The organism is Haemophilus haemolyticus M19501 (assembly GCF_000222025.1).
Taxonomy (GTDB): domain Bacteria; phylum Pseudomonadota; class Gammaproteobacteria; order Enterobacterales; family Pasteurellaceae; genus Haemophilus; species Haemophilus haemolyticus_G.
On sequence record NZ_AFQO01000015.1, the window covers coordinates 173,858 to 196,639 of the forward strand.

Genomic DNA, 22,782 nt, shown 5'->3' on the forward strand with positions numbered 1-22,782 from the left:
ATCAATGGAGTATCTTATGTCCCATCTCTCAGTCGCCAAATTTGGCGGAACATCTGTAGCCAATCATGCAGCTATGACGGCTTGTGCAAAAATTGTCATCGCTGATCCAAATACACGCGTAGTCGTGCTTTCTGCATCAGCTGGTGTGACGAATTTATTAGTTGCGTTAGCAAATGGTGTAGAAGCGACAGAACGTGAAAAATTAATTGGTGAAATCCGTCAAATTCAAGAGAATATTTTAAATGAATTAAAAGACGACAGCCATGTTCGTCCGATTATTGAAAAATATCTTGAAAATATTACCGCACTTTCTGAAGCGGCTAGTCTTGCGACTTCACCAGCATTAACCGATGAACTCATCAGCCACGGTGAAATGATGTCAACTCAAATCTTTATTGAGATTTTACGTGAACAAAACGCATCGGGTACTTGGGTTGATGTACGTACAATTGTTGCAACCAATAACCATTTTGGTAAAGCCGCACCAAATGATGAACAAACTCAATCAAACAGCGATAGCATTTTAAAACCATTAATTGACCACGGTGAATTAGTCATCACCCAAGGTTTTATCGGACGTGAGCCAAGCGGTAAAACAACTACATTAGGCCGTGGCGGTAGCGACTACTCTGCTGCTTTGTTAGCCGAAGTATTAAATGCAAAAGATGTTTTAATTTGGACTGATGTTGCGGGTATTTACACAACCGATCCACGCATTGTTCCTGCTGCACAACGCATCGACACAATGAGCTTTGCTGAAGCAGCTGAAATGGCAACCTTTGGCGCAAAAGTGCTACACCCAGCCACATTACTCCCTGCTGTACGCAGCAATATCCCCGTTTATGTGGGGTCAAGTAAAGCACCAGAAGCAGGCGGAACTTGGGTCACTCGCGATCCTCAACCTCGTCCAACTTTCCGTGCAATTGCATTACGCCGAGATCAAACTTTACTCACTCTTTCAAGCTTAAGTATGCTGCATGCGCAAGGTTTCTTAGCGAATGTATTTAACATTTTGGCTAAACACAAAATTTCAGTGGATACTATCACCACATCAGAAGTGAGCGTTGCATTAACATTAGATAAAACTGGCTCAGCATCTTCAGGAGCGGAATTACTTTCAACCGAATTATTAGATGAGCTTCGTCAATATTGTGCAGTAAAAGTCGATACTGGATTGTCATTAGTTGCATTAATCGGCAACGACTTACATATTGCTTCCGGTGTAGCAAAACGTATTTTTGATACGCTTCAATCTTATAACGTGCGCATGATTAGTTATGGCGCGAGTACCAACAATATTTGTATGCTCGTGCAAAGTGAACATGCTGACGAAGTCGTTCGTTCATTACACAAATCTTTATTTGAATAGAGTAAAAAGCCTAAAGTGCGGTGAAAAATCACCGCACTTTTTCTTTTATATCATTGAGATTAAAGCTAAAAAAGAGTAAAGTAAACGGCTGTTCATTTGACTAATTTAACCGAATAAAAGGCGGAAATTATGGGAAAAAGTGTTGTTATCTTAGGCGCTCAATGGGGCGATGAAGGTAAAGGGAAAATCGTCGATCTTCTAACGGATCGCGTAAAATACGTAGTTCGTTACCAAGGCGGTCACAACGCAGGTCACACACTTATCATCAATGGAGAGAAAACCGTATTACGTTTAATTCCATCTGGTATGTTACATCCAAACGTAACTTGCTTAATTGGTAATGGCGTTGTGGTTTCACCTGAAGCATTAATGAAAGAAATGGGCGAACTTGAAAGCCGTGGTATTAAAGTTCGTGAACGTTTGTTAATTTCTGAAGCGTGCCCTTTAATCTTGCCTTATCATGTGGCGATGGATCACGCCCGTGAAGCAGCACTCGGCAAAAAAGCTATCGGCACAACTGGTCGTGGTATTGGCCCTGCTTATGAAGATAAAGTGGCTCGTCGTGGTTTACGCGTAGGCGATTTATTTGATAAAGAAGCTTTTGCCGAAAAACTCAAAAATATCCTTGAATACTATAATTTCCAATTGGTGAACTACTACAAAGTTGAACCTGTCGATTATCAAAAAACCTTAGATGATGTAATAGCAATTGCCGATGTAATCACAGGTATGGTGGCAGACATCACTACAATTCTTGATACAGCACGCAAAAATGGCGAACATATTTTATTTGAAGGCGCACAAGGGACAATGTTGGATATCGACCACGGTACTTATCCGTATGTAACCAGCTCAAACACAACGGCTGGTGGTGTTGCAACTGGTTCTGGTTTTGGCCCGCGCAATCTTGATTATGTACTTGGTATCATCAAAGCTTACTGTACTCGTGTAGGTGGAGGCCCATTCACAACTGAATTATTTGATGATGTGGGTGCTGAAATTGCTCGTAAAGGTAACGAATTTGGTGCTGTAACAGGTCGTCCACGTCGTTGTGGTTGGTTCGATGCTGTAGCCATTCGTCGTGCAATCCAACTTAACTCTATTTCTGGCTTCTGCATGACCAAACTGGACGTATTGGATGGTTTTGATGAAGTTAAAATCTGTGTTGCATACAAAATGCCAAATGGTGAAATCGTTGAATATGCGCCATTAGCAGCGAAAGATTGGGAAGGCGTAGAACCAATTTATGAAACATTACCGGGTTGGAAAGAAAATACCTTCCGTATTACAGATGTAAATAAATTACCACAAAACTGCATTAACTATATTAAACGTATTGAAGAAGTAACTGGCGTACCAATTGATATTCTTTCAACAGGTCCTGATCGTGTAGAAACCATGATTTTACGTGATCCGTTCGCAGCTTAATTTTTTTGATTTTCAGACCGCACTTTAAAAGAGCGGTCTTTTTTTACCTTGTTTTTACAAAAAACTAAAAGGGCTAAGTCCTATTTACAGAACTTAGCCCTTTAATTTACTCGCTATAAAGTGCGGTTAGATTACCAGAAGTATCCTACTGCTGCACCACTCGTCACTTCACCTTGCGTGTTAGCCCCCATTGAGAAACGAATACCATATTTACCATTATCAGAAACACGAGAGTAACCCACAGCCACTGCAGCTTGGTCTTTATGCTGACCAATACCCGCTGTTGCGACAGATTGACCTGGTTTATGCGGTTGTAATAAGTTAGCCATCGCAGCAGAAGTCGCCATGCCCGCATTCATACGGTTGCCTAATTTATTAATTTGGCCTTGTAACTTATTACCCATCGCATGTAACTGGCTACCATTTATAGCATCTTTAGAAGTTGCTGAAATTTGACCAGGTGCAACACCAGTAATTTTCGCACCATTCACACTAAGTTCAGCAGGCTGAGCTGGTGTAGCTGGGCTAGTCGCTGTTGCTGGTTTTGCAGGTTGGGCTGCTTTACCTGTAATCTTAGGACCTTCTTTACCAAATTGGACACTATCAAATTGAGGGGTCATTGAAGTTGCAATCGCAATATCACGACCATTACGTGTAATCTCAATATTGTTACCTGCATCAACATTAACCGTCTCATCCATTTTAACTTTAGTTGGAGAAGTATTACCTGAAATGACTTTACCTGTTGAACCTTCTACCGTTCTAGAATGAACATTGATGCCACTATTTTGTAATTGATCAACATTCACCGCATCACTTGGTTTCGTACCCCATGCAACATTAGAGATGACGGTACCGCCAGTACCTTTATCTAAGCCTTTATCTTTTAGATATTGTACTTTAGCTTCTTTCTTCGCTGCATCCACTGCGGCTTTAGAAGCGGCCTCAATAACATCCTTAGATTGACCTTTCAATAAATCCTTAATCTTCTCTTCTGCAGCTTTTGCGGCAGCTTCTTGTTTACCCGTCAATTCAGCAAGCTGAATTGTAGTTAAATCTTCTTTACGACTTGTTGAGGTGTATTTATCTCCTAAGCCATCAGGATCCATTGAAGCTGATGTACGAACGTTACTTGGTTCTACTTCTTTGGTTGTATCAAGTGTACCATCTGCTTTAACTAGGTGCCATTTACCATCAGCAGCTTTAGCAACCTTATTACCATCCTTATCTTTAGAGGTAATTTGACTAATTGGCAAATCAACATTAAATCTCACATAAGTATTTGTGATTTTTTTACCATCTTTATTCACCTCATCCATAGTTACAGCTTGAACTTTGGTATTTTTACCATCGGCAAAACGAACATTGTCATCTGGATTTACTTTCTCAAGTTTATCTGCTGATAACGCTTTACTATCATCATTAAATGCTTCATTAGCTTTAGATGAATCAGCCAAACCAACATTCCAACCTGATTCTTGAATAGCAGTTGCTACTGTATTTCCTGTTACAAATCCTGAACCGTTATTTTCAACTTTATCTTTATTTGTAGTTTCAACTGGTTTAGTTTTATCAACTTTACCATTTACATCTTTTTCATAAAGTTTTCCATCTTTATCTCTTATTGCTTCTATAACTGTTCCATCTTCTTTTGTAACTTTTACATTATTTGTTACAGTTCCTTCTTTGATACCTACTGTAATTTCACGAATTCCATCAGCAGTAGTTTTTCCAGTGACTTCAATACCATTTTCACCTTTAAAGTCTACTTTGTTAGCATTACGTACTTGGTCATTATAGTTATTATCTGGCGTTCCTACTACCCATCCAAGTTTTTTAGCATCTTCAACAGATAACGCATTAGTTGATTTTGAATTATCTAAATCTGCTAATCCTGCTTTATCTGGATTTACTGGTGTTAATGGAGTTGCTCCATCTACTGGTTTTCCATCTGTTCCAACTTTTTCTTTTTCATACCATTTTCCATTATTTGCAAGTGCTAATTCTTTATTATCTTTATCTTTAACGGTTTCTCCTGCTGCTGGTTGGATTGTTTTAGTTCCACTCGCTACATTTGTTAATGTACTTGGTGTTCCTACTTTACCATCTTTCGCATCATTTGGATTAACCAAACTAGATACTATATTATTTTTGGCTTCTGGTTGTTTATCTAAAGCTGTTCCATCAGAATTTTTAAATTCCTTAGTTGTTGGATCATACACTTTTCCTTCTAAATCTTTAGGATTGTAATATTTTCCATCTTCACCTTTTTTAACAATGTTTCCATCTGCATCTGTATATTTTACAGGTAAGTCTACAACATCAACTTTTACAGTTGTTACTGTTTTAACTTTTCCAGAAGCATCTAACACTTCCTTCGTTGCAAGTTTCACATTGGTATTATCACCATCTGCAAATCTTAATTCATCATTAGGATTTACTTTCTCATCTTCATTTTTGAAATCTGATACTGGTAATGCTTTATTATTTTTACCTACAATAAATCCTGATTTTTCAATAGCATCTGCAACTTGATTTCCTGTTACAAACTTAGATCCATTATTTCGAGTTACAGTTATGCCATCTATAGGATTTGCCCCATTATTTGGAGCTCCGTTTGTCACATCTCCATTGTTATAAACTTTTCCATCATTTGCTATAGTTCCAACTGGATCTTTTCCTTGTTTAGGTTGTCCATCTGTTCCTATATCTTCAGGTTTATAAACTTTATCTCCAACTTTAACAAGTTTAGTTCCATCAGCTTTTGTTATTTCAGTTGAAGTGACTTCTCCAGCTTCCATTTCAAATGTTAATGTTCTTACACCTTTATCATCAGTTTTTCCACTTACTTGTATTCCATTTTTGCCAACGAATTTTACTTCGTTAGCGTTACGTACTTGATCTGAGTAGCTGTTGCCTTCTGCTGACACTACCCAACCCATGTTTTGTAAGTCGCCGATAGTAGCAGCGTTATTAGGGTTAGAGTTTGTGAAATCGATTAAACCAGACTTTTCAGAGTTAGCTGGTTTAGCTACTAGTTGTTGTACAGTCGCTCCATTATTTGGTTTACCATTTGTTAAGTCAGCTGCTTTATACCATTTACCGTCGTTGCCTTTTTCAAGAACATCGCCATCTGCATTTTTAGGTGCCAATGGGTTAGCTACTGGTATTGCATTTTCTTTTGGTTTACCATTTGGTTCCACTTGATCTGCTGGATACCATTTGCCATCGTTAGCCAATTTCACTGCTGGTTTAGCATCTGTTGCTTCTGTACCATCAGCTGCTACTGGAGTAAATGTTTTCGCACCGTTCGCAACATTGCCCAATTGGTTTGGCGTGTTTACATTGTTACCTGGGTTATCTTTTGTATTGTCCACATTTGGATTTACCAAGTTAGTATTCACTGTCGTTGGTGTTTTACCAGCTTTCGGTGTAATTGTTGGCGGTTGTGTTGGATCCGCTGCCGGAGTCACAGTCACATCTTCACGTGAATACAATTTGCCATCGTTCGCACGTACATATCCATTCGTTGGATTACCAGCTGTATCTCTTTCGATATTTGGTGTGCCATCTGGATTTGTACGATAGAACGCATCGCCTACTTTTACCACTGGAATTTTTTTACCATTAGCATCTGTAATCGTGTTTGTGACAGGCAAGCCTGTTACATTCACTTGTACATGAGATGTTAAGTTATCATCTGTTGTAACAGATACGGTTGTGTTACCACCATCACGGAAGTTTACAGTGTCATATGGTTTCACGAAGTCTACAGCTTTACCGTTGCCTTGTAAGTTCCAGCCAGCGTTTAATACATCACCAATCGTAGCCGCATTATTACCAATATAGTCTGGATTTGTTGTTCCATTTTCTAATTTAGGATTGGCAAGTTTTGCAGCTTCAGCAGCGCTAATTGGGCCATGCGTTACATTTGCTTTGTCAGCCTTCTTAGGCACTACTGTACCATCTGGTTTTGTAATAACTTCATTTCCATCATCCACTTGATCTAAGTTGTGTTTCACATTAGTTAAGGATGTCGGTGTAGAAACAGATTTATTTGGTTCCGCATTTGTATTCGATACATTTGGATTTGTCAGTGTATTACCTAATGTTACTGGCTTAGCACCCGTTACTGGTGTAATCGTTGTAGCACCTGTAACAGGATCCTTAGTGAAAGTCACATTTCCAGCTGGATAGTAATTACCATCATCCGCTTTCACATAGCCATTTGTTGGATTACCATCTGCATTTGTTTGAATGTTCGGTGTACCATCACCATTTACAGGATAATAATTGTCACCTACTTTTGTTAAGTGTACCGGACCATCCTCTGTATTCACAGTTGTTGCCACAGGTAGGCCTACTACGTTGAAAGTCACATTACTTGTAGTGCCATCATCCGATGTGGTTACTACAGCGACAGTGTTACCACCATCACGGAAGTTTACAGTGTCAAATGGTTTTACGAAGTCTTTCGCTGCACCATTGTTTTGTAAGTTCCAACCTGCGTTCAATACGTCAGAAACTGTGGCTGCATTGTTACCAATGTACTTCGGATTAGCTTGTCCATCTTTTGTTTTTGGATTTGATAATGCCGCAGCTTCTTCCGCTTTTAATGGCGCTTTGTTGATCTTTTCTACATCGCCTGCTTTTTCTTTACCATCTGGAGTCGTAATCGTTTTAGAACCATCATTTACATTTGGAATGTTATTTTTTACATTTTTCAATGTCGTTGGGCTTGTTGTGCCTTCTGGTCCATTGATGGATGTAATCACATCACCTTTTGGAACTTCTGCACCAGATCCATCAAGCTTTTCAAAGAATTTAAGCTCTTCTTTTCCAGTATCTGGATTTGTAACCATCTTAGGATATACTTTTGTTCCATCTGCTTTTGTATAGTTCACTGGTGTAACAGAGTTATTCGTAGACGTTTGGTCATCTACTTTCACAGTGATAGTACGTACACCGTCGACTGTTTTACCAGATACAATCGCAGTGCCTGCACCTACAAATTTCACTTCGTTTGCATTTTTCACTGTATCTGTATACGCCTTGTCTGTTTCACCTGTTGTTTTATCCGAAGATACAATCCAACCCATGTTACGTAGATCACCTACAGTAGCGGCAGTGTTGTCGCTTACTTTTGGTTTGGAACCATCTGTTGGAGTCGATAAATCGATTAAGCCATTATTCGCTTTTGTAGATCCTGGAACTTCTTTTCCATCTACTGTATCACCATATTTTTGTAATCCAGATGTTACATTTCCTAGTTGTGTAGGATCTGTCGTTTTCTTATTCGGCTCTGTAGTTGTATTAGTTACATTTGGATTCACCAATTTAGATGTTAATGGATTTGTAGTAGTATCAATCGGTTGAATTACCACACCATTTTCATCAAGAGGTTGACCATTGGCATTGACCTTAGTGCTTGGTTTACCATTCGCATCCACTGGTTGACCTTTATCGTTGACTTTGTAGTATTTATCTCCAATTTTAGATACTGGTGTGCCATCTGCTGTTGTGTATGTCACAGGTAACCCTGTTACATTGTACGTTACATTGCTTGTAGTGCCATCATCTGATGTAGTCACTACCGCTGTTGTATTGATACCATTCACAAAGTTTACAGTATCATATGGTTTTACGAAATCTTTCGCAGTGCCATTATTTTGTAAGTTCCAGCCTGCTTGTAATACATCGCCTACTGTTGCTGCATTATGTGTGTTTACATAATTATTCGCTGTTGGATTTTTTGTATCTACACCTGCATGGCTTGTCGTTGGTGCTGTTGTATTTGTTTTAGCACCATCCAAGTTACCTTCTACATTAGACAATGTAGTTGGTGTTTTTGTGCCTTTTGGCCCATTTACGGAAGTGATTACCTCACTAGGCGGAATTTCTGTACCTGATCCATCTGGGTTCGGATAGAATTTAACGGATTTAGTGCCATCCCCATTATCTACTTCTTTAGGATATACTTTCGTGCCATCTTTTTTCGTATAGCTCACAGGTGTAACAGATTTATTCGTAGACGTTTGGTCATCCACTTTCACAGTAATTGTACGCACATTGCCTTCTGTTTTACCTGTTACAATGGCTGTGCCTTCGCCAACGAATCTTACTTCGTTTGCATTTTTCACTGTATCGGAGTATTCCTTAATTAAATCATCTGTCTTTTTATTAGAAGATACAACCCAGCCCATGTTACGTAAATCACCTACGGTAGCGGCGTTATTGTCCGATACTTTTGAACCTGTACTTGAGTTGCCTAAATTTATTAAATCTTTTTTGGCATCAGTACCGCCATAATTGGTCAGTCCGCTGTTTACATCCGTAATCGCCTTATCACCTGCACTAATGCCGTCTTTATTGACGGTTATGGCTTTAGGTGCTGTGCCGCCTGCCGGGGTCGGAGCCTGAATGGTCAATCCGTCGCCATTTATTTTGGTGGTTACATCACCTTTTTTAAACTCGGCAGAAGTTAAGTCGCTGAGGGTTTTAGATAACGCATAGGTAAAGGTTTTTTCCGAGCGTTTTAATAGCAAGTTTTTACCTGCGTCTAAAGTCAATACGCCATCTGCACCCACTTGTTGGGCATCCGTATCACTATCCGCAGTCTTATCGCCTTCAACCAGCTCGCTACCTGAGTTGCTTGCCTTCGCTTTCCATGTAACCAAATTTTTAATCTTGGTTTCACCATCTGCAGTAATGTTACTTAGATTTTTATCGGCTTTGTCATCAACAGAATCGATTTTCGCTTTGGTCTCAGCGTTAATTTTAACTGTTACGCTATCTCCTGATGCCTCCGTCTCAATGCCGTTTGCACCATTGATATTAAACTTCATCCCCCCAGCCTTATTCAAGCTTTGACCGTTTGTTTCGCTCTTATTGTCGCCGCCCAATTTGATATTGTTATTGGCAACGGCGTTAAATTGGCTGCCGTTAATCGCATCTTTAGAATCTGCGCTAATGTTTCCGTCTGCGACGTTGGTAATTTTGACCGGATCAGTTCCGTTGCTGCCAGATACTTTCAAATTGTTACCGTCTTTAGTTAATTTAGGACCGTCATTCCCACCGAGCTGTATGCTGTTGAACTTGACATCGTCTTTGGTTGCAAAGGTAAATTTGCCTTGTGCCTGAGTAATCTTGATGTTTTTATCGGCTTCGAAGGTTACTGTATCGCCAGCTTTGACTTCTTGCTCTTTCTTACCACTATTTTCGCCGTTTGTTGTGGCAGCAGAAGTTGCCTTCCAAGCAGCCGCTTTAATGGCATCTGCCACGTTGCCTACGGTGGCGATTTTGTCTTTATCGGCATCGGCTACGGTTGGTACAGATGAGGCAGTAATGTTGCCGGTATTAACTTTAACGCCGCCATTTGTTACTTCTAAAGACTTATCTGCTGCTTTTACCTTGATTTTGTTGGTCGTAGCATCTTTTTCCAAACCATCACCAAGGTTTACGCTGTATTTGATTGTGCTGGTTATCTTGTCTGTATTTTTAACAGATACAGTTGTGCCGTCGCCGTCAACAAAATTAACGGTGTCATAGGCGGTAACAAAATCTTTTGCCGTGTTATTTCCTTGCAAGTTCCAGCCTGCATTCAATACATCGCCCACGGTTGCCGCATTGGTTTCGGTAAGTGCGGTCGGTTTTGTTGCTGAAGTTGTCGGCGCATTTGTACCGGTTTTTGCACCGTCAAGGTTACCGGCTACATTGGTAATCGTATTGCTGCCGTTATTTAAACCGTTTTCGGTCAATGAAACCGGATTCTTGCCTGTAGCCGGAGTAATGGTTACACCTTCATTGGTAAGTTTGGTGGTCGGCGCATTTGTGCCTGTACCTTTAAACTCCGCACTGGTTAAGTTACTTAATTCCGGATTCAAGCTATAAGTTACTTTACCGTTCGCTTCCTGTTTCACGGTTAAGTTTTTACCTGCCACCATTTCAACGGTTTTGCCCGGGTTGATAACTTCGTCACCGGTTGATGCAGCATCTTTCTTACCGTCGGCAGTGGCAGAAGTCTTCAGTGTAAAGCCGGATGTGTTAATCATATCCGCAACATTTTTAGCCGTAGCAACGCCTTTTTTATCTACATTGTCATTTAATGCGGTCTCGGCATCTTTGACTTTTTTCTCAGCCTCTTTCTTTTGTTCATCTGTCGCATCTTTAGGCAATGCAGCCAACTCGTCTTTTGCAGCTTTTAATTCTTCTTGGAGTTTAGAATTAGTTGATGGCGCAATCACAGAACCGTCTTTGCTTGAAACAAGCTCGGCAGTTTTAACATCAGGCACTTCCACATCAACGGTAATGGTGCGAATACCTGTCGTAGGATCTGTTTTACCCGATACTTTGGCTGCGTTTTTGCCGACGAATTTCACTTCGTCCGCATTTCTCACAACATCACTGTAGGCTTTGCCGTCTGCACCAGTCGCTTTATCTGATGAGATTTTCCAGCCCATATTAGCCAAATCCCGCACAGTGGCGGCAGAGTTTAAAACATTGTCTGCCAATGCCGTCTGATTATGTGCCGTACCAAGATTGACCAATTTCGGTTGGGTTGCGGGTGCGATGCCATCCGGTGCGCTTGTAACCGTTGTTGTATTCAATACCGAACCTACGCCTGTAATCTGCGTCGGTTTCGCATCCTTACCCGTGCCGCTGCTGATATTCAACGCGGTCGTCGGGGCTTTCCCTGTCTGATTATTATCGGCAGATGTTGCCGCTCCGGTTGTTAAGTTAACCGGTTTTTTACCGTTCGCAGCCGTGTCCTCTGCTCCCACTTTCACAGAATCAAACGATACGTCTTTATCCGTTGCAAAGGTAAAGTTTTTACCATCACGTTTGACACGTAGGTTTTTGCCTGCCGTAAAGGTTACTTCATCGCCTGCGGCAATGCCTTCACCTGCTTTTGTGCCATCGTTTGTTTTTTCATTGTCTGCAATCTCTGCATCTGTGTTGGTCGCTTTAGCCATCCATTTCGCAGAGTTAACGGCATTTGCCACCGCATCAACTGTTGCCAGTTTACCTTTATCTGCAGCATCTGCAGCAACAGGACGTACTTGACCCGCTTTTTCACCAGTACCTTTAGTATCTGTAACCGCTTCGATCGAACCTGTAACCGCCTTCACTTTTCCGTCTGTGCCGACAGTGATTGTTTTATCATCGGCATCGACAGCAACTTTTTTGCCGTCTGCCGTATCGATTTTCAGACCTTTACCCGTATCAACCTTAATGCCGTCTGAATCAACACTTACACCTTTGCCTGTTTTGGCTTTGATTTTGTTGGTCGTAGCATCTTTTTCTAAACCATCGCCAAGATTTACGCTGTATTTGATTTTACTGGTTTTATTGTCTGTATTTTCAACAGATACAGTTGTGCCGTCGCCGTCAACAAAATTAACGGTGTCATAAGCGGTAACAAAATCTTTTGCCGCGTTATTTCCTTGCAAGTTCCAGCCTGCATTCAATACATCGCCCACGGTTGCGGCGTTGTTTGGATTAATGTATTTATCACCATCTTTATCCGTTGTATTTGGTGCTGCCGCATTGGTCGTTGGTGCTTGAGTATTTGCTTTCGCGCCGTCAAGGTTGCCGGCTACATTGGTAATCGCATTGCCACCGTTATTTAAGCCCTTTTCGGTCAATGAAACCGGATTCTTGCCTGTAGTTGCCGAAGTAATGGTTATGCCTGCATTGGTGAGTTTGGTGGTCGGCGCATTTTTGCCTGTGCCTTTAAACTCTGCCGATGTCAGCCCGCTTAAAATTGGATTGAGCGAGTAGGTAAAGTCCGTACCTGCCTGTTTGATTATCAGGTTGTCGCCCGCTTTAAAGGTTACGCTGCCGCCCGCGCTGATTTTTTCGGTGGTTTTGGTATGGCCGGACGTTGCGAAGCTGCCGCCGTCGGTGCCGGACGTAATGCTCCACGCGGCATTGTTGACGGCACTTGCCACCGCATCGACTGTCGCCAGTTTGCCTTTTTCCGCATCTGCAACACGCACCTGTCCGGCTTTTTCCGTTCCGGTTTTATTATCATCCGTAACCGTTTCTATCGAACCTGTAACCGCCTTCACTTTTCCGTCTGTGCCGACAGTGATTGTTTTATCATCGGCATCGACAGCAACTTTTTTGTCGTCTGCCGTATCGATTTTCAGACCTTTGCCCGTGTTGACCTTAATGCCGTCTGTCGTGGTCTCGATGCCGTCTGAAACCTTGACCTTCACGCCGTCTGCACCGACTTCCAAAGATGTATCTGCTGCCTTTACATCAAATTTGACGTTCGCGCCTTTCGGGGTTTTGATTTTTTCAACCTGTTTGCCGTTTTCGGTAACGGTTTCTTTTACCTCGTTCTGCACCGTCACGCTTACCGTCGTGCCGTTGCCGTTGGTGAAGTTGACCTGATCGTCCGAACCTATGCCGGCAACCTTGGTTTTCCCATTGCCGGCAACCTGCCAGCCGGATGCCACTTTGCGCGCCACGGAGTTTAACTGTGAGCCGTTGATGGCATCTGTTGAATCTTCAGCCACGCGACCCGCCGCCACATTTTTCAACTGGCGTTCCGCGCCTGCGCTGCCGAAGGATACCACGTCTCCGGAGGAAGTATTGATACCGCCCGCCCATTTGAAGGTGTAGGCAACATCAGGCGAATCAAAAGAGACAATTGAGCCGGCGGCATTGTAGGATACGTCGGTTTGGCGCGTGCCTTGCAACTCGGTTGTCGAACCGGTGCCGATTGCCACGGCATTTTGACGGTCTGCCTTCGCCCCCGCGCCGAGCGCGATTGAACCTAGGCTGTCGGCGCGTGCGCCCGTACCGATTGCCGTGCCCAAATCCCCTTGAGACAGGGCGTGGATACCGAGGGAAATGGAGGAATGACCATTTGTTACCTTGGAGTAATCCAAACTAGTCGTGTCCATTGGTTTTCCGGTCAGTGCCTCATAAGCTTTGGCGAGCGTGTCGCTTTTGCTGGTCGTACCGACAACCTTGTAATGACGTTTTACCTTTTCGCCGTTGATGGTTTCCTCCACGGTAACGTCTGTTATATTATTATGGTCTTCTTCGACATAATTGACGGTTTCGCTTGCTGCTTTCGAAATATCTGAGCCGCCAATCATAATGGAGGAATGTCCTTTTGCAATGGTGCCTAAACCCATAGCAATCGCGCCTTGCTCACCGGAAGCAACCGCGCCTTGACCGACCGCAATATCTGCTACTTTTTCGGCTTTAGCCAATTGACCGACTGCAACAGAAGAGGTTGTAGCCTCAGAGCTATCACCGACAGCTACCGCAGATTTGTCAGCTTTTGCCTTATAACCTGCGGCCACCGCAGATTCTTTTGCATTCGCCGCCGTACCTGCCGCTACTGCATACTTACCATCAGCAAAAGATCCCATACCAATTGCTACCGCTGCTTCTGCATTAGCTTGAACTTGTGAGCCCGCGCCAATGGCTGTTGCACCAAATGCACCTTTACGTATTAAAGCATTCGTACCAAGTGCCGTTCCCAATGGTGTGCTTGAGTGAGCTTGAACCCCTAATACTACTGAACCATCTTGTGCATAAGTTGCTTTATATTTCTTATCTAACCTGGTACCAACAAGTCTATTATATGCACCACTAATCGTGTCCTTAGATATCTCTGCATCTTGATTATGATCTTCTGTTTCTGTAGCAGCAAAATTTTCTTTTGTTGATTTATAATATTTTTTATCTGCAAATTGAGTAATATCATTTCCACCTAATGCAATAGCACCCATACCAGCAATAGTTTGAGCCCCTATTGCCACAGATTGGTCTCCTATAGCACGTGCATTACGACCTAAGGCTGTGCCTTCATTAATATTTACATTTGTGTATCCGTTAGTACCACCTGCTATTTTTTGATAATCTGCAACATTTTTAACACCAAACGCTTTTTTCAGCACTTCATCATTACTATCAACATCTGTAGCATTCTGCGCAGGCATACCATTATTATCTAACTTTCTAAATCCAGCACCGGCACCGGCCCCTACTGCAACAGAAGAGTTTACAGAGCGTCCATCAGTTTGATTTACCCCTGTATAAGCACCAGTACCAATAGCTACACCGCCAGCATCTCCACCATTAAGATTTTTCCCAGCATTGTTAGTTCCCGACATAGCACCATAACCAATGGCAATACTATGACCTTGACCTTGATCTCGAGTTTCAGCTTCTTTACCGAAAGCAATATCATTAGCTTTATTTGCTTTACTGGAGTTACCAAAAGCCATTGCAAAATTAGCACCGGTATTTGTTTTACTGCCATATCCTATGGCATAACTATCGTCACCTAGCGCGTTCGATCCAGCTCCCAATGCTACAGATGAAGGACCAAGTGCTTTAGAGTTCCAACCTAAAGCAAGACTGTTATTATGGCTTGCAGCAGAGTTATACCCTATAGAAATAGATTTAGGCGCACTTGCATTACTTCCCGATCCAATGGCATAACTATAGTCCTTTGTCGCATTCGAGCCTTTTCCCAATGCCATAGATTCCCTACCAGTTGCTGTTGCCTGAGCACCTAAAGCAACACTATAATCACCGCTTGCAGCGGAGCTATTACCTATAGAAATAGATTTTTCCTTGCTTGCATTGCTTCCCCATCCAATGGCATAACTATCGTTACCTGTCGCATTCGATCCGGCACCCAATGCTACAGATGTAGCACCAGTTGCTTTAGAATCTTTACCAATAGCTACAGCATTTGTATTTTTTGCTTTCGCTTTATGACCTAATGCCATAGCGTCATTTGAAGTTGTTTCAGCTTCCCTACCAACAGCAATACCATCATTTCCAGTTGCCTGAGAATCTTTACCAATAGCAATGGCATCGCTACCATTTGCAGTAGCCGACCCCCCAGTTGAATTAATCTGAATCAACCCACTTGCTGCGGTCTCAGCCGCATAAGCCGAATGACCGCTTAATAACGTCAAGGCGATGGCTGAAGATTTAATAAAATTGCCTGAAAATTTGACCGCACTTTTTTGTGCATTTGATGAGCTTTGTTTTTTGTGTGCTTTGGTTAATTCGGATACCGCCACCCAAGATTGGGTTGCTTGGTTCCATACAATACGGAAAATTTTATTCATAAATGCCTCACTAACCATATAAAAAACAAATTCCCCACTTTTTTCTATTTATAAAGAAGTGAGAAATAAAAACCGCAAAGATTATATGACTATGCAGATAAAACTCAATAAAAGCGCGAACGACTGCTTTTTTTTTAAACAGGATTTGTATATTATTTACACAAATATATTTACAGTCTTTCAGAGAGAAAAAGTTAAAAAGTGCGGTTAATTTTGGGGATGTTTTTTTGGGGTAAAGTTTCAGCGACTTGCCAATAAAAATCTGCCCTTAATCAGTGAGAGTCAAACTCACTTTTCAGGGCAGATGATTAAAGTGCGGTATTTTTTATAAGTTTTTTAATTATTCTTCGATAGAACGTAATAATTCGTTAATGCCAACTTTACCTAAAGTTTTTGCATCCACTTTTTTCACGATCACGGCGCAGTATAAGCTGTATTTTCCACATTTTGATGGAAGGCTACCAGATACCACCACAGAACCTGCTGGTACACGGCCGTAATGAATTTCGCCTGTTTCACGATCATAAATTTTGGTTGATTGACCGATGAATACACCCATTGAAATAACACAGCCATCTTCTACAATCACGCCTTCCACCACTTCTGAACGTGCGCCGATAAAGCAGTTATCACCGATAATGGTTGGGTTAGCTTGTAATGGTTCTAATACGCCGCCGATGCCTACACCACCAGATAAGTGAACGTTTTTACCAATTTGTGCGCATGAACCTACCGTTGCCCAAGTATCGACCATGGTGCCTTCGCCAACGTAAGCACCAATGTTTACATAAGATGGCATTAATACGCAGTTTTTAGAAATGTATGCACCTTTACGCACCGTTGCCGAAGGCACAACACGGAAACCTTCTTCAGTAAAACGTTCTTCAGTGTAATCCGCAAATTTTAATGCCACTTTGTCGTAATATTTTGTTTCTGCGCCATCAATGATTTGATTGTCATTAATACGGAATGAAAGTAAAACCGCTTTTTTTAACCATTGATGTGTTACCCATTCGCCAGCAATTTTTTCGGCTACACGATATTTTCCAGAATCTAATCCTTCGATCACTTCTTCAATTGCCGCGCGCGTTTCTGCATCAACGGTTTTTGGTGTAATTTCTGCACGTTTTTCAAATGCAGCTTCAATAATTGCTTGTAAATTTGACATAGAACTTCCTATATGTTGTGAATAAAACGGTGTTAGTTTTACCATATTTTAAACGGGCAAGCAAAACACCGAAAAAAATCACCGCACTTTGTAGAAACAAAACTGCGGTGATAATAAAAAGTTGATTTGATTAAAAGATTGAAAGTGCAAGCCCCACGACAACAGACATACTAAAAACAACCATAATCATTGCATAACCAAAATCGCTCATTTTGTTCTCCTCATAAAAAAATAACGCAGACATTCTAGCAAGAATAATACGAAAAAATCACTTCTTTTTATAAAAAATTTGCAATAAAGATGACTAAATTCTCAACAAACCTTTATAATAGGAAAAATTTTTTAGGGATTTAAATATATGGCAACAATTAAAGATGTGGCAAAAATGGCTGGTGTGTCCACCACAACCGTATCTCACGTAATTAATAAAACCCGTTTCGTTGCAAAAGATACGGAAGAAGCGGTGTTATCCGCAATTAAACAACTTAATTATTCCCCTAGTGCTGTGGCACGCAGTTTAAAAGTCAATACCACCAAATCCATTGGAATGATTGTGACGACCAGTGAAGCGCCGTATTTTGCCGAAATAATCCATTCTGTTGAAGAACATTGCTATCGACAAGGTTATTCTTTATTTTTGTGTAACACACAAAACGATCCTGAAAAAGTCAAAAATCATTTAGAAATGTTGGCGAAAAAACGGGTAGATGGTTTGCTCGTAATGTGTTCTGAATATACGCAAGATTCATTGGATTTACTTTCGTCATTTTCCACTATTCCAATGGTTGTAATGGATTGGGGCCCAAATGCGAATACCGATGTAATTGATGATCATAGTTTTGATGGCGGTTATTTAGCAACCAAACATCTCATTGAGTGCGGTCATAAAAAAATCGGGATTATCTGCGGTGAACTCAATAAAACTACGGCAAAAACGCGTTATGAAGGCTTTTTAAAAGCGATGGCAGATGCGAATCTTGAGGTGCGTGAATCTTGGGTTTTTGAAGGGGCATTTGAGCCTGAAGATGGCTATGAATGTATGAATCGCTTATTGGCTCAAGAGGAATTACCAACTGCCCTATTCTGTTGTAACGATGTGATGGCGTTAGGTGCAATTTCTGCACTGACAGAAAAAGGCTTACGCGTGCCCGATGATATGTCCATTATCGGCTATGATGATATTCATGCTTCACGTTTCTATGCGCCACCATTAACCACCATTCACCAATCTAAGCTACGATTAGGCAGACAGGCGGTGAATATCTTGTTAGAGCGTATTAGTCAAAAAGATCAGGGCGTTCAGCAATATGGCCGTATTGACATTGGCCCTGAGCTTATTATTCGAAAATCTGTTAAATCAATTTTATAAAACTTATTAAAAATAAACCGCACTTTTTAAATAATCTATAAAAAGTGCGGTCCTTTTTTATCTATTTTTTAGCTTTTCTTGATTATCTTCAAGGTTTCCTTGAATAGCATTTGCCCTATCTTCCGTTTTTAGCTATATCTATCACCAACTTACGAAGTTTATTTTTTACTTTTAGGAGTTCCTATGACACAAGAGTACCGCACTCTACGCAATAACATTAGTATGTTAGGGCGTTTTCTCGGAGAAACCATCAATGATGCCCAAGGTGCCGATATTCTCGAATTAATCGAAAATATTCGTAAACTTTCTCGTAATTCTCGGGCGGGTGATGATAAAGCAAGACAAGAATTGCTCGATACGCTCGGTAGTATTTCTAATGAAAATATTATTCCTGTTGCGCGTGCTTTCAGCCAATTTTTAAACCTCACTAACATAGCTGAACAATATCAAACAATTTCGCGTGAACATTCTCTTGCACAAAGTTCTTCTCAATCCTTAAGCGAACTTTTCAAACGCTTAAAAGAACAAAATGCCTCAGTGGAAGAGGTGCATAAAACCGTCGAAAAATTATTAATTGAGCTTGTTCTGACCGCACACCCAACAGAAACAACACGTCGTTCACTCATTCATAAGCATATTGAAATCAATAAATGTTTAAGCAAGCTAGAACATCATGATTTAACGGAAAAAGAACGCAATATTATTGAGCGTCTATTACTTCGTTTAATCGCTGAAGCATGGCATACCAACGAAATTCGTACTGTTCGTCCAACACCATTCGATGAAGCCAAATGGGGATTTGCGATGTTGGAAAACAGCTTATGGCAAGCTGTGCCAGAATTTTTACGCCAACTCAACGAAACCGCTCGTGAATTTTTAGGTTACGATTTACCAGTGGGATTAAAACCCGTGCGCATTTCCTCTTGGATGGGCGGCGACCGTGATGGAAATCCATTTGTCACCGCACAAATCACCAAAAAAGTACTTTATTTTGCCCGTTGGAAAGCGGCGGATTTATTCTTACAAGACATCAGCAAATTAGCCGATGAACTTTCAATGGTGAAATGTAGCGATGAATTTCGTGCTAAATACGGTGAGCATTTAGAACCCTATCGCTTTGTGGTGAAAAATTTACGCAATCAGCTTACGGCAACATTAGCTTATTTTGATGATCATCTATCAGATCGCACACCGCGCGTATCCGAAAGCGAAATTATTTTGGAAGATAATCAACTTTGGGAGCCGCTTTACGATTGTTATCAATCTTTAATTCAATGTGGCATGCGCATTATTGCAAATGGTTCATTGTTAAATATTTTGCACCGTATTAGTTGTTTTGGCGTGACACTTTCTCAAATGGATATTCGCCAAGAAAGCACTCGTCACACCGATGCCATTGCTGAAATTACACGCTATATTGGTTTAGGCGATTACTCTCAATGGACAGAAGACGATAAACAGGCTTTCTTAATTCGGGAATTAAGCTCACGCCGTCCATTAATTCCGCAAAACTGGACGCCATCGCCTGAAACCAAAGAAATTTTAGATACTTGCAAAGTGATTGCTCAACAAAAACAAGGTGTAATAGCTTGTTATGTTATTTCGATGGCACGCAGTGCCTCTGACGTTTTAGCCGTTCATTTACTCTTAAAAGAAGCGGGTGTGCCATACCATATTCCTGTCATGCCATTATTTGAAACCTTAGACGATTTAGATGCTGCCGAAAAAGTGATGACTCAACTTTTCAATGTGGGTTGGTATCGTGGCGTGATCAATAATCGTCAAATGGTGATGATTGGCTATTCGGATTCGGCAAAAGATGCGGGAATGATGGCTGCCTCTTGGGCGCAATACCGTGCACAAGAAGCCTTAGTAAATTTAACGGAAAAACTTGGCATTGAACTCACCTTATTCCACGGACGTGGTGGCACGATTGGTCGTGGCGGTGCGCCAGCACATGCGGCATTACTTTCTCAACCGCCTCGTTCACTAAAAAATGGTTTACGTGTGACAGAACAAGGCGAAATGATTCGCTTCAAACTGGGTTTGCCCGCTGTAGCGGTAGAAACCTTTGATCTCTACGCCAGCGCCATTTTAGAAGCAAATCTTTTACCACCACCGGAACCGAAACCAGAATGGCGCACTATAATGGACGAGCTTTCCACGATTTCTTGCGATATTTATCGTGGCGTGGTTCGTGGTGATAAAGATTTTGTTCCTTATTTCCGTAGTGCGACACCAGAACAGGAACTCTCCAAACTGCCGCTTGGCTCTCGCCCTGCAAAACGTAATCCAAATGGCGGCGTGGAAAGTTTACGCGCCATTCCTTGGATTTTTGCCTGGATGCAAAATCGCTTAATGCTACCCGCTTGGTTAGGCGCTGGAGCATCTATCCGTAAGATTATTGAACAAGGCAAAGGCGATGTCATTCATGAAATGTGCGAAAACTGGCCATTCTTTTCAACTCGAATCGGTATGTTGGAAATGGTATTTAGTAAATCAGATGCTTGGCTTTCCCAACAATATGATCAACGATTAGTGAAAAAAGAACTTTGGTATTTAGGCGAAAATTTACGTAAGCAACTTAAAGATGATATTCAAACTGTGCTTTCACTTTCTCACCAAAGTGAATTGATGTCTGATTTACCTTGGATTGCAGATTCAATCGCATTGCGTAATATCTACACGGATCCACTCAATCTACTGCAAGTGGAATTGCTTCACCGTTTCCGTGAAAATCCAGAGCAAGTAAATCCCGATGTGGAACAAGCATTGATGATTACCATTACAGGTATCGCGGCTGGGATGCGTAATACAGGCTAGAAAGATGAAAAAAGTGCGGAAAATTTTCCGCACTTTTTTATTCAAATCGATCACTTAATAAAAATTGTAAAACTGCATCCATTCTCAAATGAGGAATCGTTTCGCCTTGTTCCAAAGGCTGAGGTTCAAAACTATCAAAATCAAAGTGCGGTTGTTTTTGCCAGAATTCTGATCTTGGTAATTTACTTGGCACCGTTCCTGGATAAAGCGTAATCGGTTGTTTATCAATAGAACGAATCCCTTGAATTGCTTTAATTTCTTTTCCTTGCTGATTTACAATCACTTGCTTTGTGGTACGAACAGCTGCAATAGCGGTATATTCCGTATCGATTCCTTCAAATTCCACATGGCGACCACCCTCTTGCACAATTTGGCGCATTAAACTCACTAAATTAGGAATTTGATCCCGAGTAATATGATCCGCCTTCGTCGCAACAAACATTAATCGATCAATTCGTGGAGAAAACAAACGATAAATAAAATTTCTGCTGCCATAATGGAAATTATTAAATAACTGGTTTAAACCCATTTGCATATCTAAAAAGGCTTGCTGACTGTGATTTAAAGGCGTTAAACAATCTGCCAAAATAACTTGACGATCAAAGGTAGAAAAATAATTTTCGTAAAAACCTTTCACAATTTTATTGCGATAATAATCATAACGTTTTGTCAGTACGGCAAAATAGCTATTCGATTTGGCTGTTTTTTTCAAGGTTTTCCACTGTTCTTCTGAAAGATGAATTAATGGAAAAAATTGTAATGCGGGCGCGCCCTCTAAATCACTCGGTAATACAAATCGCCCAGGCTGAATAAATTGCATGCCTTGCGACTTACATTGGTGTAAATAATCCGTATAACTTTTCGCTATCTTGGCTAAAATATCTTCATTTGCGACCGCACTTAAATCTAAATCCTGCAACATGGAAAGCCAATTCTGCGCCAATTCTTCTCGAATGCCAGTGGTGACCTTAATTTGCTCTTGCGACCATTGTTGAAAATCTAGATTTAACAACGGCAAATCGAGCAGCCATTCACCGGGATAATCAAAAATATCCAGATAAAGCGTGCCTCGTTCTTTCAAATGGCGTAGCAAGCCAGATTGGCGTTGAAAACGAATTGCTAAACGTGTTTCACTCACGCCACGAGTAGATTGAAACCACTGAGGCGGATTTTGTGACAAATCATTTAAATTACTTTCATAATCAAAACGTGGCACACTGAGATCTTGTTGCGATACTCGTTTCACCGCCAAGATTGCAGCATTTCTAGCCGCTTCAAACAAGGGCAAATGCTGTGATGAATTTTGATTAATGGAGAGAAGTTGATTGATTAAACTTGTAATAAACGCCGTTTTTCCACTCCGACTTAACCCTGTTACCGCCAAGCGCAAAGTGCGGTCAAAACCACGATTAATGATTTGATTGATTTCGTTTTGAACCCTATTAAACATTCAATATCCTAGCCATTTTTACTAATATGCCTTACAATTTGGCACATAATTTATCACAATGCATTT

At 41.2% G+C, this 22,782-nt stretch carries 7 protein-coding genes; 4 read left to right on the plus strand and 3 right to left on the minus strand.

Translation table 11 applies throughout. The features are described from left to right. The first annotated feature begins 16 nt into the window (after positions 1–16). On the plus strand, positions 17–1,369 hold the full coding sequence (lysC, locus tag GG9_RS01295) for a lysine-sensitive aspartokinase 3 (protein ID WP_005632496.1): 1,353 nt from the start codon (positions 17–19) through the stop codon (positions 1,367–1,369). A 129-nt stretch (positions 1,370–1,498) separates the two neighbouring features. Beyond that, positions 1,499–2,797, plus strand: a complete 1,299-nt coding sequence (gene purA / locus GG9_RS01290; RefSeq protein WP_005632497.1) for an adenylosuccinate synthase — start codon at positions 1,499–1,501, stop codon at positions 2,795–2,797. Between the two features lie 131 nt (positions 2,798–2,928). On the opposite strand, the gene GG9_RS01285 is transcribed toward purA, so the two are convergent. Together GG9_RS01285 and dapD are read right to left on the minus strand one after the other, a co-directional pair. Beyond that, positions 2,929–15,906, minus strand: a complete 12,978-nt coding sequence (locus GG9_RS01285; protein ID WP_005632500.1) for an ESPR-type extended signal peptide-containing protein — start codon at positions 15,904–15,906, stop codon at positions 2,929–2,931. A gap of 340 nt (positions 15,907–16,246) precedes the next feature. Beyond that, positions 16,247–17,074, minus strand: a complete 828-nt coding sequence (dapD, locus tag GG9_RS01280; RefSeq protein WP_005632504.1) for a 2,3,4,5-tetrahydropyridine-2,6-dicarboxylate N-succinyltransferase — start codon at positions 17,072–17,074, stop codon at positions 16,247–16,249. A 358-nt stretch (positions 17,075–17,432) separates the two neighbouring features. Between dapD and purR the strand changes: the two genes are divergently transcribed. Both purR and ppc read left to right on the plus strand, forming a co-directional pair. Beyond that, positions 17,433–18,443, plus strand: a complete 1,011-nt coding sequence (purR, locus tag GG9_RS01275; RefSeq protein WP_005632506.1) for an HTH-type transcriptional repressor PurR — start codon at positions 17,433–17,435, stop codon at positions 18,441–18,443. Positions 18,444–18,626: 183 nt separating this feature from the next. Next, positions 18,627–21,266 carry a phosphoenolpyruvate carboxylase gene (ppc, locus tag GG9_RS01270; RefSeq protein ID WP_005632509.1) on the plus strand — a complete coding sequence of 880 codons (2,640 nt, stop codon included), beginning with the start codon at positions 18,627–18,629 and terminating at the stop codon, positions 21,264–21,266. A 37-nt stretch (positions 21,267–21,303) separates the two neighbouring features. On the opposite strand, the gene GG9_RS01265 is transcribed toward ppc, so the two are convergent. Further along, positions 21,304–22,716, minus strand: a complete 1,413-nt coding sequence (locus GG9_RS01265) for a YcjX family GTP-binding protein (protein ID WP_005632511.1) — start codon at positions 22,714–22,716, stop codon at positions 21,304–21,306. Positions 22,717–22,782: the final 66 nt, after the last annotated feature.